The organism is Paracidovorax cattleyae (genome assembly GCF_900104515.1).
Lineage (GTDB): Bacteria > Pseudomonadota > Gammaproteobacteria > Burkholderiales > Burkholderiaceae_C > Paracidovorax > Paracidovorax cattleyae.
In genome coordinates, this window is record NZ_FNJL01000025.1 from 1 (window position 1) to 16,126 (window position 16,126).

Annotated in this window: 14 protein-coding genes and 1 pseudogene; 8 read left to right on the forward strand and 7 right to left on the reverse strand. The window is 68.6% G+C overall.

The window, feature by feature from the left end:
• Positions 1-91 precede the first annotated feature (91 nt).
• Positions 92-511: pseudogene (locus BLR05_RS18405) on the forward strand (sorbosone dehydrogenase family protein); the annotation flags it as partial.
• 15 nt (positions 512-526) lie between these two features.
• Here BLR05_RS18405 and BLR05_RS18410 read toward each other — a convergent pair.
• Positions 527-1,495: a LysR family transcriptional regulator gene (locus tag BLR05_RS18410; protein ID WP_092837063.1), complete on the reverse strand. Its 969-nt coding sequence runs from the start codon at positions 1,493-1,495 to the stop codon at positions 527-529.
• Positions 1,496-1,585: 90 nt separating this feature from the next.
• On the opposite strand from BLR05_RS18410, the gene dsdA reads away from it, so the two are divergent.
• From dsdA to BLR05_RS18430, 4 genes are all read left to right on the forward strand, one after another.
• On the forward strand, positions 1,586-2,953 hold the full coding sequence (dsdA, locus tag BLR05_RS18415) for a D-serine ammonia-lyase (protein ID WP_225978885.1): 1,368 nt from the start codon (positions 1,586-1,588) through the stop codon (positions 2,951-2,953).
• Between the two features lie 53 nt (positions 2,954-3,006).
• Positions 3,007-3,987, forward strand: a complete 981-nt coding sequence (locus tag BLR05_RS18420) for a Bug family tripartite tricarboxylate transporter substrate binding protein (protein WP_092837066.1) — start codon at positions 3,007-3,009, stop codon at positions 3,985-3,987.
• 64 nt (positions 3,988-4,051) lie between these two features.
• Positions 4,052-5,620, forward strand: a complete 1,569-nt coding sequence (locus tag BLR05_RS18425; RefSeq protein WP_092837069.1) for an amidase — start codon at positions 4,052-4,054, stop codon at positions 5,618-5,620.
• Positions 5,621-5,653: 33 nt separating this feature from the next.
• Positions 5,654-6,793 carry an NAD(P)/FAD-dependent oxidoreductase gene (locus tag BLR05_RS18430; protein WP_092837072.1) on the forward strand — a complete coding sequence of 380 codons (1,140 nt, stop codon included), beginning with the start codon at positions 5,654-5,656 and terminating at the stop codon, positions 6,791-6,793.
• 33 nt (positions 6,794-6,826) lie between these two features.
• Here BLR05_RS18430 and BLR05_RS18435 read toward each other — a convergent pair whose 3' ends face one another.
• The 3 genes from BLR05_RS18435 to BLR05_RS18445 all read right to left on the reverse strand — a co-directional run bounded on the left by BLR05_RS18435 (position 6,827) and on the right by BLR05_RS18445 (position 9,285).
• On the reverse strand, positions 6,827-7,036 hold the full coding sequence (locus tag BLR05_RS18435) for a YjfB family protein (protein WP_092837075.1): 210 nt from the start codon (positions 7,034-7,036) through the stop codon (positions 6,827-6,829).
• A gap of 127 nt (positions 7,037-7,163) precedes the next feature.
• Positions 7,164-8,576, reverse strand: a complete 1,413-nt coding sequence (locus BLR05_RS18440) for a dihydrolipoyl dehydrogenase (protein WP_092837078.1) — start codon at positions 8,574-8,576, stop codon at positions 7,164-7,166.
• 121 nt (positions 8,577-8,697) lie between these two features.
• Positions 8,698-9,285, reverse strand: a complete 588-nt coding sequence (locus BLR05_RS18445) for an IMPACT family protein (RefSeq protein ID WP_092837081.1) — start codon at positions 9,283-9,285, stop codon at positions 8,698-8,700.
• A gap of 134 nt (positions 9,286-9,419) precedes the next feature.
• On the opposite strand from BLR05_RS18445, the gene azu reads away from it, so the two are divergent.
• Together azu and BLR05_RS18455 are read left to right on the forward strand one after the other, a co-directional pair.
• Positions 9,420-9,875, forward strand: a complete 456-nt coding sequence (gene azu / locus BLR05_RS18450; protein WP_092837084.1) for an azurin — start codon at positions 9,420-9,422, stop codon at positions 9,873-9,875.
• A gap of 212 nt (positions 9,876-10,087) precedes the next feature.
• Positions 10,088-10,288: a hypothetical protein gene (locus tag BLR05_RS18455; protein ID WP_092837087.1), complete on the forward strand. Its 201-nt coding sequence runs from the start codon at positions 10,088-10,090 to the stop codon at positions 10,286-10,288.
• A 48-nt stretch (positions 10,289-10,336) separates the two neighbouring features.
• Here BLR05_RS18455 and BLR05_RS18460 read toward each other — a convergent pair whose 3' ends face one another.
• A complete protein-coding gene (locus BLR05_RS18460; protein ID WP_092837090.1) occupies positions 10,337-11,956 on the reverse strand; it encodes a methyl-accepting chemotaxis protein in 1,620 nt (539 codons plus the stop codon).
• Positions 11,957-12,212: 256 nt separating this feature from the next.
• Between BLR05_RS18460 and BLR05_RS18465 the strand changes: the two genes are divergently transcribed.
• Entirely contained in the window at positions 12,213-14,591 is a 2,379-nt protein-coding gene (locus tag BLR05_RS18465; protein ID WP_092837093.1) for a YgiQ family radical SAM protein, read from the forward strand.
• A gap of 77 nt (positions 14,592-14,668) precedes the next feature.
• Here BLR05_RS18465 and BLR05_RS18470 read toward each other — a convergent pair whose 3' ends face one another.
• A complete protein-coding gene (locus BLR05_RS18470; RefSeq protein WP_092837096.1) occupies positions 14,669-15,082 on the reverse strand; it encodes a hypothetical protein in 414 nt (137 codons plus the stop codon).
• Positions 15,083-15,224: 142 nt separating this feature from the next.
• A complete protein-coding gene (locus tag BLR05_RS18475) occupies positions 15,225-16,115 on the reverse strand; it encodes a CoA transferase (protein WP_092837099.1) in 891 nt (296 codons plus the stop codon).
• Positions 16,116-16,126 lie beyond the last annotated feature (11 nt).

A 16,126-nucleotide genomic window follows, 5' to 3' on the forward strand; every position in this document is an offset into this window, starting at 1 on the left:
CTCGGCGAACTTCTCTCTGCTTATGTCGCTTGGGTAGGGCTTTCTTTTCACCAAGCAATTGTCGGCTCTAAAAAGATCGTAAACAGGCTCTTACAGCTACTGGGGCGGTAACGTGGATGCACGCGTGCAGCCGCCGCGGCCGGACCTGGTCGCGAAGGCCGTCGCGCCGGACTACGCCCTGGGCAACCACGTGGCACCGTTGGGCATGGCGTTCGCCGGGGCCGGCGGCCCGGCCGCGCAACCCGTGGCTCCGCAACTCGCGCAAGGTGCCTTCGTCGGCCTGCACGGTTCGTGGAACCGCAAGCCGCGCAGCGGTTACAAGGTGGTATTCGTGCCGTTCACGAACGGCAAGCCCGACGGCATGCCCCTGGACGTCCTGACCGGCTTCGTGAGCGCCGACGGCGACGCCTGGGGCCGGCCCGTAGGCGTGGCACTCGATGCCCGGGGCGGCCTGCTCGTGGCCGACGACGTCGGCAATACCGTGTGGCGCGTGGCGGCCAGGCGGCCGTGACGGTCCTGAAGCGCTCTAGCTCCGCACCCGCAACGGCGGCAGCACCTGCGAGCGTTTCTTCTTGAAACGCCGCCCTTCCTCCATGAGCCAGTCCCGCACGCGCAGCATGACAGGCCCCGCCTGGGGTGAACTCACGAAGGAATAGCGTGCACGGGAAAGCATGCTCCACGAGCACAGCGGCAACAGCCTGCCTGCCGCCACGTCTTCGAGCACGAGCGCGGCACGGCCCATGGCGATGCCCTGGCCGGCAATGGCCGCTCCCACCGCCAGTTGGGAAAGGTTGAACTGGGGACCACCTCCCCAGTCCGGGCATGGCGCCCCCTGCGCTGCGAACCAGTGCTGCCACTCCTCGAAAGTCTCGGCCCCTTCCCAGGCACTTCCATCGTGCAACAGCCATTCCGGCCGCAGCCGGTTCGGCGCATCCCGCAGATCCGGGTGGGCCGCCACGAAGGCCGGACTGGCCACGGGGACCAGCCATTCATCGAGAAACCCGGTGGCCTCCAGGTCGGTGTACTCCCCCGGGTCGAAGCGGACCGCGGCCTCGACCCCATCGCGCACCATGCGGGTGCGGTCGAGGCGATGGAATTCGCCGAATACGCGCAGCCCCGCATCGGGATGCTGCCGGAAGAACCCGCCCAGGCGGGGCGTGAGCCACTGCATGGCGAAGGAGGGCGAACAACTCAGCGTGGCTGCCGCATGGACCGGGGCCGGGCGGCGCATCTGGGCCAGCGTGTTTTCGATGGCCTCGAAACTTTCGCGCAGCACCACGGCCAGCCATTTGCCTTCAGGAGTGGGCACCAGTAACCGCGGGGTGCGCAGGAACAACGGGCGGCCCAGCCAGTTCTCCAGTTGCTTCACCTGCTGGCTCACTGCGCCCTGGGTGATGCACAGCTCTGCGGCGGCTCGGGTGAAGCTGCCCTGCCGCGCGGCCGCATCGAAACAGCGCAACCAGGCCAGTACCGAATTGGAAAGGCGTGATTCCATTAATGAAACTAATGCTTCCGTCAATATAAATGCATTGCACAGCCTCGGATGCCCGCACAAGAATGCGTGCAACGCTTTCTTGACTCCTGCATGACCGAAACCCACCGTTCCGCACTGCCCGCCGCCACCGAAGCACGGGAAGCTGCCCTGCAGGCGCTGCGCCGGGCCGATCCCTGCATCTGGTTCAATCCGCAGCGCAGCGCGGACATTCCGGGCGCCATGCAGGCAGAGGATCGCCACATTAGTCTGCATGATACGCAGGCCGCGGCGGACCGGTTCCGGCGCTTCGCGGGCCTGCTGGCCCGCCTGTTTCCCGAACTGGAGGCGTCGGGCGGGGCCATCGAATCACCCGTGATCGAGGCCGGGGCCCTCGCGGATGCCATCCGATTGGAGCCCGGATGCGGCCGTTTGCGGATCAAGGCGGACCACGGCCTTCCCGTGGCAGGCTCGATCAAGGCGCGCGGCGGCATCCACGAGGTGCTGGAATTCGCGGAAAACCTGGCCCTGCGCGAAGGGCTGTTGACGCCCGGCCAGGACTGCCGGATGCTGGCCGGGCCCGCCGCCCGCGCAGTGTTCGGCCGCCACCAGGTGGCTGTGGGCTCCACTGGCAACCTGGGCCTGAGCATCGGCGTGGCGGCTTCTGCGCTGGGTTTCCGGGCGGCCGTGCACATGTCCGCCGACGCGAAGGAGTGGAAGAAGGAGCGCCTGCGCCGCCGGGGCGTCGAAGTGGTGGAGCACGCGGGCGACTACGAGCGCGCCGTGGCCGCGGGGCGCAGCCAGGCCCAGACCGACCCGTTCAGCCATTTCGTGGACGACGAGCGGTCGCTGTCGCTGCTGCTGGGGTACAGCGCCGCCGCGCTGCACCTGCGCGGCCAATTGGCGGAGCAGGGTATTGCGGTGGATGCAGGCCACCCGCTGTTCGTCTACCTGCCGTGCGGAGTGGGTGGGGCGCCGGCAGGCATCACCTTCGGGCTCCGCCAGTTGCTCGGGCCGCACGTGCACTGTTTTTTTGCCGAGCCGGTGCAGTCGCCGTGCTTTCTCGTGCAGATGGTCGCACCGCCCGGCGCCCACCCGTCGGTGTACGACCTGGGCCTCACCAACCGCACCGAGGCCGATGGCCTTGCGGTGCCGAGGGCGTCGTTGCTGGCAGCCGGGCTCATGCAGCCGCTCCTGTCGGGCATCTTCACCGTCCGCGACGACACCCTGTTCGAGCACCTGGTGCGGGTGCTGGATGCCACGGGCGAGCGCATCGAGCCCTCTGCCGCGGCGGGCTTCAGCGGACCGGGCTGGCTCGCGGGCTCGGATGCCGGGCGCCGCTGGCTGAGGGAACAGGGCCTGGACCGGCACCTGCCGCAGGCCACGCACCTCGTGTGGACCACGGGTGGGCTGTTCGTGCCCGAATCCGAGCACCGGCGCTTCGAAGCCCGCGGCCGGCTCCTGCTGAAGGCCACCGCCTGAGCCGCGCCGCCGCCGTCCCATCGATCTTCCATCCACTACCCGGAAAGACCACCATGAACCGCGCCAAAAGGATGCTGCTCTCCGCCATCGCCTGCTGCCTGGGCAGCGCCGCGCTGGCTCCCGCCTTCGCACAGGAGCCTTATCCGGCCAGGCCCGTCACCCTGGTGATCCCGTTCCCGCCCGGGGGCGCCACGGATGTGCTGGGCCGTGTCATCGGCAAGAAGCTGGGCGATGTGCTCGGCCAGAGCGTGGTGATCGACAACCGTGCGGGCGCCGGCACCGTGATCGGGGCGTCCTATGTCGCCAAGGCCGCACCGGACGGCTACACGCTGCTGATGAGTTCGGGCACCACCTTCACCGTCAATCCGGCCGTGCGCGCCAGGCTGCCCTACGATCCCGTGAAGAGCTTCGAGCCGATCGGCATCACCGGACGCACCGGGCTCATCCTGCTGGCCGGCAAGAGCGTGCCGGCCAACGACGTCAAGCAATTCGTGTCCCTGGTCAAGGCCGCGCCGGACAAATATTCCTATGGCTCTTTCGGCTCGGGCACCACATCGCAGTTCGCCGGCGAGGCCTTCTTCCATCTGGCGGGCTTGAAGATCCAGCACGTGCCGTACAAGGGCAGCGCGCCGGCCATGGTGGACCTCATGGGCGGCCAGATTCCCTTCACGGTCGATACGGTCTCGGCCGCGATCCCCCAGCTGAAGGAGGGAAAGATCAAGGCCATTGCCGTCACCTCGGCCAGGCGTTCCTCGCTGCTGCAGGATGTGCCCACGCTCACCGAGAGCGGCTACGCGATCGACATGGATACCTGGCTGGCGATGGTGGCGCCAGCAGGACTGCCGCCGGCCGTGAAGGCCCGGCTGGAGCGTGCGCTGGCCCAGGTGATGGAAGACCGCGAAACGCGTGAGAAACTGCTGGCCAACGGCTTCGAGCCATCCTATGGTTCGGCCAAGGCGCTGTCCTCGCTCATCGAGAAGGAACTACCCTTGATGCGTGCCGTGGCCCAGCGTGCCGGCATCACCGCCGACTGACCGGTTTCCTTCCGGTATCCCCGCTTCCAGGAGACAACGCCGCCCCGCCAGGACGGCGCACCACATGACACAGACCACCTCTTCCTCCGCTTCCCTGGTCGAGCTGACCGCCCCCGAACTGCGCCACCGGATCGCCCGCCGCGAGATATCGCCCGTGGAACTGCTCGAGGCCTGCATCGCGCGCATCGAGGCCATCAACCCCTATGTGAACGCCATCACCGCCACCTGCTACGACCGCGCCCGTGGCGAAGCGCGCGAGGCGGAGCGGGCCGTGCTGCGCGGCGATGCCCTCGGGCTGCTGCACGGCCTGCCGCTGGGCGTGAAGGATCTGGAGGCCACGCAGGGCCTGCTCACCACTTACGGCTCCCAGATCTACCGCGAGCACATCCCCGCGGAAGACAACGTGCTGGTCGCGCGCCTGCGCCGCGCAGGTGCGATCGTCACGGGCAAGACCAACATTCCCGAGATGGGTGCCGGTGCCAACTCCCGCAACACGGTGTGGGGCGCCACGGGCAATCCGTTCGATCCCCGCCTGAACGCGGGAGGCTCATCCGGCGGCTCGGCTGCGGCCCTGGCGTGCGACATGCTGCCGGTCTGCACCGGCTCCGACACCGGTGGCTCGCTGCGGATTCCCGCAGCCAAGTGCGGCGTGGTGGGATTCCGGCCTTCGCCCGGCGTGGTGCCGAGCTCCCGCAAGCTGCTGGGCTGGACGCCCATCTCCGTCGTGGGGCCCATGGGCCGCACGGTGGAAGAGGCCTGCCTTCAGCTCGCGGCCACGGCGGGCATGTCGGCGGGCGATCCGCTCAGCTACCCGCTGGATCCTGCCGCATTCCTGTCCCTGCCCGAGGTGGACCTGTCCACGCTGCGCGTCGGATACACGGAGGATTTCGGTACCTGCGCCGTGGACGATGGCATCCGCGCGACGTTCCGCGGCAAGATCGCCGCCATGCGGCACCTGTTCCGCAGCTGCGATCCCATCGCGCTGGACCTGGGGGATGTGCACCGCTGCTTCGACGTGCTGCGCGCCGAGGCGTTCGTGGCGGGCACGCGGGAAGCCTACGAGCGCGATCCCTCCAGCCTGGGGCCGAACACCCGTGCGAACTACGAGATGGGTGCGGCCATGACGCTCATCGACAGCGCCTGGGCACAGGCGGAGCAGACACGCATCCTCGCGCGGTTCCAGCAGGCGTTCGAATCGTTCGACGTGATCCTGGCCCCGACCACGCCGGTATCGCCGTTCCCCTGGACCGAGCTGTACGCCAGCCACATCAACGGCGAGCCGCAGGCCAACTACTACCGCTGGCTGGCCCTGACCTATGTCACCACGCTGACCACCCATCCCGCCCTCAGCCTGCCCTGCGGGCGGGACGGCCGCGACATGCCGTTCGGCCTGCAGGTGGTGGGCCGCTTCCGGGACGACCTGGGCACCCTGGCCACCGGCCGTGCGATGGAGCAGGCCTTCGCCGGTATCCGGGAGCTGCAGCGCCCGCGGCCGGCGCTGGAGCGGCTGGCTCCGGTCGAACCGGCGCTGAAGTCCCTGGTGACCATTGCGCCCGGTGCGCGCGACGCCCGCGGCGAACCGCGCCCGGACGGCGCGGGCAGCCAGGGGGCCGCCCAGGCCTCTGCGGTCTGACGGGCGCGGTCGATCGGCAGGAAAGGAATCGGCATGACTGAACTGGTGGATTTCCTCGTGGTGGGAGCCGGCATCGCCGGCGCCTCGGTCGGCTGGGAGCTCGCGCATGCGGCGCCGGGCGCCAGCGTGTGCGTGCTCGGACGCGAACCGCAGCCCGGCTACCACACCACGGGCCGCTCCGCGGCGCTCTTCATGGAAACCTACGGCACGCCGCAGATCCAGGCCCTCACCCGCGCCAGCAGGGCCTTCTACGACCATCCACCGGAGGGCTTCGCCGACGGCCCGATCCTCTCGCCCCGCGGCGTGGTGTACGTCGCGGACCCGGACCAGCTCGACCTGCTGGATGCCGCCCTGGCCGAGGCCCTCCAGCGTTCACCAAACGTGCAGCGCGCCACCCGCGAACAATTGCTGGAGTGGTTGCCGTGCCTGCGGCCCGGGGCGGTAGCGGCGGGCATGCGCGAACCCGGTGCGGCCGACATCGACGTCCATGCCTTGCACCAGGGCTATCTGCGTGGGCTGCGCCAGCGGGGTGGCCGCCTGCTGCCGGATGCCGGCGTCACGGCCATCGAAAGGGAGGACGGCGCCTGGCACGTGCGTCTCGCCTCGGGAGCCACGGTGCGGGCGCGCGCCGTCGTCAACGCGGCCGGTGCCTGGGCGGACGAGGTGGCTGCCATGGCCGGCGTACCCTCCGTCGGCCTGGAGCCGCGGCGGCGCACGGCCTTCACGTTCCCCGTGCCGGAGGACATGGACGCATCGGGCTGGCCCGCCGTGGTCGGCATCGACGAGAGTTTCTATTTCAAGCCGGACGCGGGACAGCTGCTGGGTTCTCCCGCCAATGCCGACGCCACGCACCCGCACGACGTGGTGCCCGAGGAGCTCGACGTGGCCACCGGCATCTGGAACATCGAGCAGATGACGACCTTCCAGATCCGCAGGCCCTCGCACACCTGGGCGGGGCTGCGGTCCTTCGTGGCGGATGGCGACATGGTCATCGGCTGGGACAACCACGTGCAGGGTTTTTTCTGGCTGGCAGGGCAGGGCGGCTACGGCATCCAGAGTGCCTCGGGCGTGGCATTGCTCGCGCGCAACCTGTTGCTGGCCGAGCCGCTGGCGCCCGCATTGTCGGCCCAGGGTGTGGACCCGGCAGCCCTGTCGCCGGCGCGGCTGCGCTGACGCGGGGGACTCAGAGGCCCGAAGGCACGGCGGTCAGGCGTAGGTATTGACCTGGGTTCCCAGGGAGCCGGAGGTGGCCAGCTGGGGCTGGGGCTGGGGCAGGGCTTCCAGCAGCTGGGCCGCGGACGACTTCTGGATGTCCATGGCCTTCTTCAGCACCGTGATGTTCACCGCGTCCGAGGTCTTCTGGCTGGCCATGGCGGTGGCGGTGTTGACGATAGATTGCGTGAGACCGACATCCATGGAAATCTCCTTGTGCAGCCTCCGCGTGGAGACCGATGGGCAAAAGATGCCTCGTTATCGGCCCGTCGGCGCAGTGGCTTGAGCACTGTTACACCTCGCCGGCACTTTGCCCGGGTAAACCCTTGGATCAGTCCAGTGCGCTGGAGCCGTAGGCATCGCAGGCGGAGAGGTCGGAATCGCTGCCCTTCGGCAATTGGCTGGCCGCATCCCGCAGGGCGGTCCGCAGCCCTTCCTCCAGCACCGGATGGTAGAACGGCATGCGCAGCATGTCGTGCACGGTGAGCTCCCTGTCCATGGCCAGTGCCAGCAGGTGGGCCATGTGTTCGCCCGCCGGAGCGCACATTTCCGCGCCCAGCAGCCGGCCGGTGTCCCGCTGGGCGTAGAGGCTCAGGCGCCCCTGGTTGCGCTGCGCCACCCGGGCGCGTCCCTGCCGCGAAAAATCGACGGTGCCGGTCACCGACTCGCCACGTTTCAGGTCCTTGTAGCGCCGGCCGATGGTTGCCGCGTTGGGCTCCGTGAACACGATGGACAGCGGCGTACGCCGGCGGAAGCCCCGCACCTCGGGCGCCAGCGCATTCAGCCCGGCGATGTGCCCGTCGTCCGCGGCCTCGTGCAGCAGCGGGCGGAAGTCGTTCGCATCGCCGGCCATGAACACGGGCAGGTCGCCGACCTGCACCGTGCGCCGGTCCACGGGCGGCATGCCGTGCTCGTCCAGTTCCAGGCCCAGCGAGTCCAGCCCCAGGTGCTCCACGTTCGGTCGCCGTCCCATGGCCGCGAGGACCTGGTCCACCACCACCGTGGCGCTGCCATCGGTGACCTCGATGCCGCCCGGCACCTCGCGCAGCTTCACCTCTTCGCCGATGTGCAGGACGAACTCCGACTTCAGCAACGCCAGCAGTGCGTCGTTCACGGCGGGGTCGGAGAGGCCGGCGATCTCCTTGCGGCTCGAGAACGCCGCCACCTCCACGCCCAGGCGGGCGAGCGCCTGCGCCATTTCCGCCCCCAGCGGGCCGAGGCCGACGACGGCGATGCGCGGCCCCAGGTCCCGCTGCTCGAACAGCGTATCGGTCGTCAGGATGCGGTTCCCGAAGGCCAGCCACTCCTCGGGCACGATGGGCCGGGATCCCGTCGCGACGATGATGCTGCGGGTGTCGTACACGCGGCCGTCCACCTCCACGCGGTGCGGGCCCATGAGCCGGGCGTGCCCGGCGATGCCCAGGGTGCCGATGTCGGATGCCTTGCGCGCACCCGCGACGAAATCATCGCGCAGCGCGCGCACGCGCTCCAGCACGGCCGGAAGGTCCACGCTCAGCGACTGCTGGCCGCGGATGCCGAACGCATCGAAACTGTGGCGGCGGTGGAAGGCGTCCGCGGCCTCGATGAGCATCTTCGACGGCATGCATCCCACGCGGGCGCAGGTGGTGCCCCACGGACCGTCGTTCACGATCAGCACCCGCTCCGTGCGCTTGCGCACTTCGCGCAGCGCGGCCAGGCCGGCGGAGCCCGCTCCGAGAATGATGACGTCCAGTGTGTCGCTCATGGGCCTAGATCTCCTGTTCTGGTGTGTGACTCGGCAGGAAAGTGTCGGCGCGCGTGCGCGTGGCGGCATGTAGGCGGAAAGGCTGTCTTGTCCTGCCCGTGCGGGCGCCGCGCCCGCGTTCTCAGGCAGCAGGCCAGCCGGCCCGCCCCTGGGCTGCGTCGTCGATGCGCTGCCGGAAGGCGGCGGCGCGCGGTGCGGGAATCGACAGGCGCAGCAGGACCAGGGAGCCGTGCTCCACGTCCTGCAGCCGGGCCCCCGCGGCCTCCACCTCGCGGCGCACGAGCCCTTCCAGCGCGTAGGGAACCAGGCAATGCAGCGTGGCCATGCGCTCCAGCGGCACCTTTTCCGCCGGGAACAGGGCCTGGGCCACGGTGTCCGCATACGCCCGCACGAGGCCGCCGGCGCCGAGCTTCACGCCCCCGAAGTAACGCACCACGGTGGCGAGCACGCCCTCCAGGTCGTGGTGCCGCAGCACCTCCAGCATGGGCCGGCCCGCCGTACCCCCCGGTTCTCCGTCGTCCACCGCGGCCGACTGGCCACCGGCCAGCAGGGCCCAGCAGACATGGGCCGCGCCAGGATGGTCGTGCCGCAGTCCGTCCACGATCTGCTGCGCGGCCGCCCGGTCGGCCACGGGCTGCACGCAGCCGATGAAGCGGCTCTTCTTGATGACGAGTTCGCTGTGCGAAGGCGCTCGGAGTGTTTGCGTCATAGGGGGCGCAAGTGTAGGCCGCCGACGGCCGGTGCACTCCTGGGGGATTGATGCACGTCAATGGCCTCCCGCGCGGCCTTTCCTACGATAGGCCATCGCCGCATCGCCGGCATTGACCGAAGGAGAAAACCGACATGGCAAGACATTGGAAAGCATTGACCCTGGTTCTGGCGCTGGGCGCCGGCGCATCCGCCCACGCGGCGGACTGCAGCGTGGAAATCGAGGGCAACGACGCCATGCAGTTCAACAAGACCACCATCGCCGTGCCCCAGAGCTGCAAGCAGTTCACGGTCAAGCTCAAACACGCTGGCAAGCTGCCGAAGACGGCCATGGGCCACAACTGGGTGCTCACCAAGGCCGCCGAAATGCAGGGCGCTTCGGCCGACGGCATGGCGGCCGGTGCCGAGAAGAACTTCGTCAAGGACGGCGACAAGCGCGTCCTGGCCCATACGAAAGTCATCGGCGGAGGCGAAAGCGACTCGGTGACGTTCCCGGTCTCCTCCCTCAAGGCCGGCGAATCGTATGCCTACTTCTGCTCGTTTCCCGGCCACTCGGCGCTCATGAAGGGCACGCTGGCACTTTCGAAGTAGAGCGCGCAGGCGCACCACGGCGGGGTCACGGATGCCCCCGCCGATGGCGGGATCAGTCCCGCGTCCATGTGGCACGGGCGCTACGGCGGGATGTTTTGTCATGGAGCAAGGGTGACGGCCTACAAAGAGCGGGTGCAGGCGCCACTACGCTTGTCCGGCTACCCCTCGCATGAAGACCACGCGGCGTGCTACGTCGCTCCAGGAAACCCGCCATGCTGTCCTTCAACCTGAGTTCGTTCACGCTGCCTCGACCGTTCTCCGCCCTGTCCCTCCTGGGCGATGCCTCGGGTGCCGCACGCGCCACTGCCGCCTTGGCCCTCCCTCGCACGCGGGAGGGCACCGCCCTGGTATCGGCCTATGAGGATCCGCCGGCCGTCCTCGACCAGCGGGTGCGCGCCGTCGGCGAGTGGTGAACAGGGAATGCCGCCGGGGCGCCGGCCCGCGGCGGAGTTCCCGTCCCGTCACCCCTGGAGGGCGGCGAACTGCATAGGCTGGGGCAGGGCCGGGTGCTGCGGCTGCAGCTTGAAGATCGATACGGCCTGCACGAGATCCTGGGCCTGCTGCTGCAGGCTCTTGGCTGCCGCCGAGCTTTGCTCGACCAGCGCGGCATTCTGCTGGGTGGCCTCGTCCATGTGGTTCACGGCGACGCCCACTTGCGACACGCCATGGCTCTGCTCGCTGCTGGCGGCACTGATCTCTCCGACGATGTCGCTCACCCGCTTGATCGACGCCACCACTTCTTCCATGGTCTGACCGGCCCGGTCCACCAGGGCCGTCCCCGCTTCCACCTGCGTCACGCTGTCGGTGATGAGGGTTTTGATTTCCCGGGCAGCCTGGGCGCTGCGCTGGGCGAGGCTGCGCACCTCGCTGGCGACCACGGCGAAGCCGCGTCCCTGCTCGCCCGCGCGGGCCGCTTCCACAGCCGCATTCAGCGCAAGGATATTGGTCTGGAAGGCGATGCCGTCGATGACGCCGATGATGTCGGAGATGCGGCGCGAGCTCTGGTTGATTTCCCGCATCGTGTTCACCACCTGGTTCACGGCGTCTCCGCCCTGCTGCGCCACCCCGGAGGCCCCCTGTGCCAGCTGGTTCGCCTGCTGGGCGTTGTCGGCGTTGTGGCGCACGGTGGAGCTGAGCTCATCCATGGTCGCGGACGTCTGCTGCAGCGCGCTGGCCTGCTGTTCGGTGCGCATGCTCAGGTCGCCGGCGCCGGTGGCGATCTCTGCCGAGCCGATCGCGATGGAGTCCGATGCGCTGCGCACCTGGGTGACGATGCGCGCCAGGCTGCTTTGCATGCTGGCGATGGAGGCCATCACGCTGCCCGCCGCCACGCCGCCAGCCGCGCCCAGCGGGGCGAGGTCGCCTTCGGCCACTCGCTGGGCGGCCCAGCCCAGTTCGGCCGGCTCCGCGCCCAGGGCACTCGACAGGCGGCGCGTAATGATCACGCCCGACACGATGGCCATGGCCACCGCGGCCAGGCAGGCGGCGAGCAGAATGTTCCGCTGCCGCACGAAGCTCTCGGCCGCGGCTGCTTCCGTCGCGTCCGCACGCTTTCCGGCGTCGGTCACGAAATCCCCGGTCTTGCCCGTGAGCTGGGCGAGCAGAGGCCGGCATTCGTTATTGATCTTGGTCACGGCGGCGTCTCGCTGTCCGGCCACTGCCATCTTCACGATGTCGCGGGCCACGGGGCCATACACCGACTCGATCTGCTCCAGCTCACCCAGCAATTGCTTGGTCGATCCCGGTGCAGAGCGATCCTGCTCGATCGCTTTCTTCAGCCCCGACAGGTTTTTCTGCACGTCTTCGTCGGCCTTGAGCACCAGGGCCAGTTCCTTGTCCGCTTCCTGGCGCTCGGTGACGAGCACCAGGTTGCGCACTGCGACCGCCCGGCGGTTCACCGCGCTGCGCAGACCGCTCGCAAGATCGGACTGTGCATTGATGCCTTGCACGTAGCCCGTGAACGTCTGGTTCGCATTGCCCAGCGAGTGGAGCGAAAGAACCGACACGATGAGCACCATCACCACCAGGGCTCCGAATGCGATGCTGAGCTGGTTTTTGACGGTCATTGTGACTTTGCGCATGGGGAGGCCTCCGTGGACAGGTGTCGCGCTCTCGCAGTGAATGAGCGCTGTAACGAATTATTGCTCAATTTAAGAAAAATGATTTTAATGATTTCAATTGGCATGTTAAAGAAAAAGTCTTTGCCATTTTTACGAGAGTAGGGCAGTGTCCGGATCACCCTGGAAACCACGTCGTGACCGTGGTGGCCTGCGCAGCCCTGGTCACTTCCAGAAGCGATCCCTCTAGAATCCAGGGCCCCGCCCCCACGCCATTCCAATGAACGCCCCTGTCGACGTTTCCTTTTTCGCGCGCGCTGCCAAGCCGCTGACGAGCTACCGCCCGTACTGGGCGAAGCGCTTCGGCACGGCCCCGTTCCTGCCCATGAGCCGCGAGGAGATGCAGCAACTGGGCTGGGACAGCTGCGACGTGATCCTGGTGACGGGCGACGCCTACGTCGATCACCCGAGCTTCGGCATGGCGGTGATCGGCCGCACGCTGGAGGCTCAGGGCTTTCGCGTCGGCATCATCGCCCAGCCTGACTGGCAGAGTGCCGAGTCCTTCAAGGCGCTGGGCCGTCCGAACCTGTTCTGGGGCGTGACGGCGGGGAACATGGATTCCATGATCAACCGGTACACGGCCGACCGGAAGATCCGCAGCGATGACGCGTACACCCCGGGCGATGTGGGCGGCAAGCGCCCCGACCGCGCTGCCATCGTCTACAGCCAGCGCTGCCGCGAGGCGTTCAAGGATGTGCCCATCATCCTGGGCGGCATCGAAGGCAGCCTGCGGCGCATCGCCCACTACGACTACTGGAGCGACAAGGTGCGCCGCTCCATTGTGGTCGATGCCAAATGCGACCTGCTGCTCTACGGCAACGCCGAACGTGCGCTGGTCGAGGTGGCCCACCGCCTTGCCGCGCGCGAGCCGGTCGAGCAGATCACCGACGTGCGCGGCACGGCCTTCGTGCGCCGGCCGGGCGACGAGACGGCCGCCGGCTGGTTCGAGATCGACTCCACCACCGTCGACGAGCCGGGCCGTGTCGAGGCCCACGTCAATCCCTACCTTACGACCAGCGAGCAGGCGGCCGCGCAGGGCAGCAGTTGCAGCAAGGAGGAGGGCGCTCCTGCAGTGCAGGATCCGAACCCCGCGGTGCAACCGATCCAGTTCGTCGCCAACCCGGCGCTCAAGGCCAGGCTGAAAGTGCCCCCGCGCGAGAAGAGCGTCATCCGGCTGCCCAGCTACGAACAGGTCAAGAGCGACCCGGTGCTGTATGCGCACGCCAACCGCGTGCTGCACCTGGAAACCAATCCCGGCAACGCCCGCGCGCTGGTGCAGGCGCACGGGGAGGGCGCCACGGCGCGCGACGTGTGGATCAACCCGCCGCCCATTCCGCTCACCACGGCCGAGATGGATCATGTCTTCGACCTGTCGTATGCCCGCGGCCCGCACCCCAGCTATGCCGACGAGAACGGAAGCCACGACGGTGCGACGAAGATCCCCGCGTGGGAGATGATCCGCTTCAGCGTGAACATCATGCGCGGCTGCTTCGGCGGCTGCACCTTCTGCTCGATCACCGAGCACGAAGGCCGCATCATCCAGAGCCGCAGCGAGGATTCGATCATCCAGGAGATCGAGGACATCCGCGACAAGGTCAAGGGCTTCACCGGCACCATCTCCGACCTGGGCGGTCCCACGGCCAACATGTACCGCCTGGGCTGCCGCAGCCCTGAGATCGAGGCGGCCTGCCGCAAGCCCAGCTGCGTCTATCCGGGCATCTGCCCGAACCTCACCACGGATCACGGCCCGCTCATCAGGATCTACCGCCGGGGCCGCGCGCTCAAGGGCATCAAGAAGATCCTCATCGGCTCGGGCCTGCGCTACGACCTGGCCGTGAAGTCGCCCGAGTACGTCCGGGAACTGGTGCAGCACCATGTGGGGGGCTACCTGAAGATCGCGCCGGAGCACACCGAGCAGGGCCCGCTCACCAAGATGATGAAGCCGGGCATCGGCAGCTACGACCGCTTCAAGCAGATGTTCGAGCAGTTCAGCGAAGAGGCGGGCAAGAAGCAGTTCCTGATCCCGTACTTCATCGCTGCGCATCCGGGTACCAGCGACGAGGACATGATGAACCTCGCCATCTGGCTCAAGAAGAACGGCTTCCGCGCAGACCAGGTGCAGACCTTCTACCCCAGCCCCATGGCCACGGCCACGGCCATGTACCACTCGGGCCGCAATACGCTGACGCGGGTGCGGCGCCAGATGCGCGATGCGGCTGAGGAGTCCGTGGACATCGTGCGGGGCGAGAAGCGCCGCCGCCTGCACAAGGCTTTCCTGCGCTACCACGATCCGAACAACTGGCCACTGCTGCGCGAGGCGCTCAAGGCCATGGGCCGCGCCGACCTGATCGGCAACGGCAAGCACCACCTGATCCCGACCTTCCAGCCGATGACGGATGGCAGCTACCAGAGCGCCCGGCGCAAGAACAGCACCACTGCATCGGCCAAGGGGCCGGCGCCCGGCAAACTGCTGACCCAGCACACCGGCCTGCCACCCCGGGCGGGTGTCCGCACGGTCCCGCGCGCCGGCGGCCCGTCGTCCGGCAAGCCCGCTGCAGGCCCCCGGCCGGGTGGTGTCGGGCGCAACAAGCCGCGCTGAAACGCCGAGCGCCCGCTCTCCGGCCGTGCGGCCGCGCCGCGCAGCCCGGCAGGTGCCGCAGCCGCGGCTGGAGGCCATCAGGGCACAGGCTGGGGTATGAGGTCTTCGATGATGAGGCGCCGGTAGAAAAAAGCGGCGCTCGCACCCAGCGGTTCCAGGGACGCCTGCAGCGATTCCGGGCTGTCGTCCTCGCGTGGGCGGATCAGCAGCCCGTGGTGGCCCTGCGCTGCCAGGTCGGCGATGCGGCGCACGATCACGCCTTCCGCACCCACGCTCGGGAGGGGGGAATCGGCGTTGCCCAGGGTGCGCACCACATGCTGGTGGATCACATCCGGCGGCGCATGCGACACATCGGCATAGCCCTGGTCTGCGAGGGCCTGTGCCGCGTCGCGCCCGGGTTCCTCGCCGGGAAAGAGGGCGAATACATAGCCCGTCGGATAGAACATGCCGGTGGGCGACGTCATGTCGGGATCGAGTGCGAACGGCTTCATGGGCTTACCTCTTGTGGCAACGGGTGCGCGCATGGGGTGCCGCGCGACTCCAGCGATTGGGCAATGCCGCGTTCCATTCGCCAGGTAGGGCAAGCCAGCGGCATGCTGTCGGACGGAGCCGATGCCACGCAGCGTGCGCCGTTCAGTCGATGGTATGCAGGGGGATGTCCTCCTGCCGGGCCCAGCGGTCCAGTTCCTCCCGGCGGCGATGGTGCAGGAAGCTGGCGATGGCTTCCCGGGTGGCTGCATCGCGCGGGTCGGCATCGCGCGGCAGCCCGACCGCCGCGCACAGCCGGGCCATGAAGTGCGGCTCCAGAGCCGCAAGCGCCACCCGTCCGTCCGCACACCCATAGACGCGATAGCCTGCATGGGCGCCGCCCACGTCGCCGGCCGGCAGGGCCAGCCCCCAGGTTCTTGGCATTGCCAGCCAATGGGCTGCCGTCGCGAGCGAGACCTCGTGTTCCGTTCCCCGTCCGGTGGAATGCCTGGCGAGCAACGCACGCAACACCGCCTCGGAGGCCAGCAGGGCGCCCGCCATGTCCGCATGCAGGCTGGCAGGCAGCAACTCTCCTTCGGGCAGAAGCCCCGCCTCCGCCTGGTAGGTGAGGTCGTGGCCGGGCGCTTCCGCGGCATCGCCCGGGCCGCCCACGATCCGGACCAGCGACAGCGCAGGATGGTGTTCCTGCAGTGTCGCCCAGTCCAGCCTGAGCCGTTGCAGCGCCGAGGGGCGGAACGAGGTGATCAGCACATCCGTGGCCGCCAGCTCCTGGTTCAGCATCGCCTGCCCGGCGGGGGCTTTCAGGTCGGCCTGAAGGATGCGAACGCCGGCATGCAACTCTGCATAGGCCTGCGGGCAATAGAGCGCCATGGGATCCGCGCTGGGCCGGCCTGCGGCGGCCGGCGGCTCGAGCTTCGTGCACAACGCTCCCTCGTCGCGGCACCGTGCCAGCGCCGCAGGTCCGGGAAGGTTCAGCGCGATGCTGAGGATGCGCGCACCGCCCAGCGCGCCGGTGGAGTGGGGTGGAAAGGCCATGCCCCAGTATC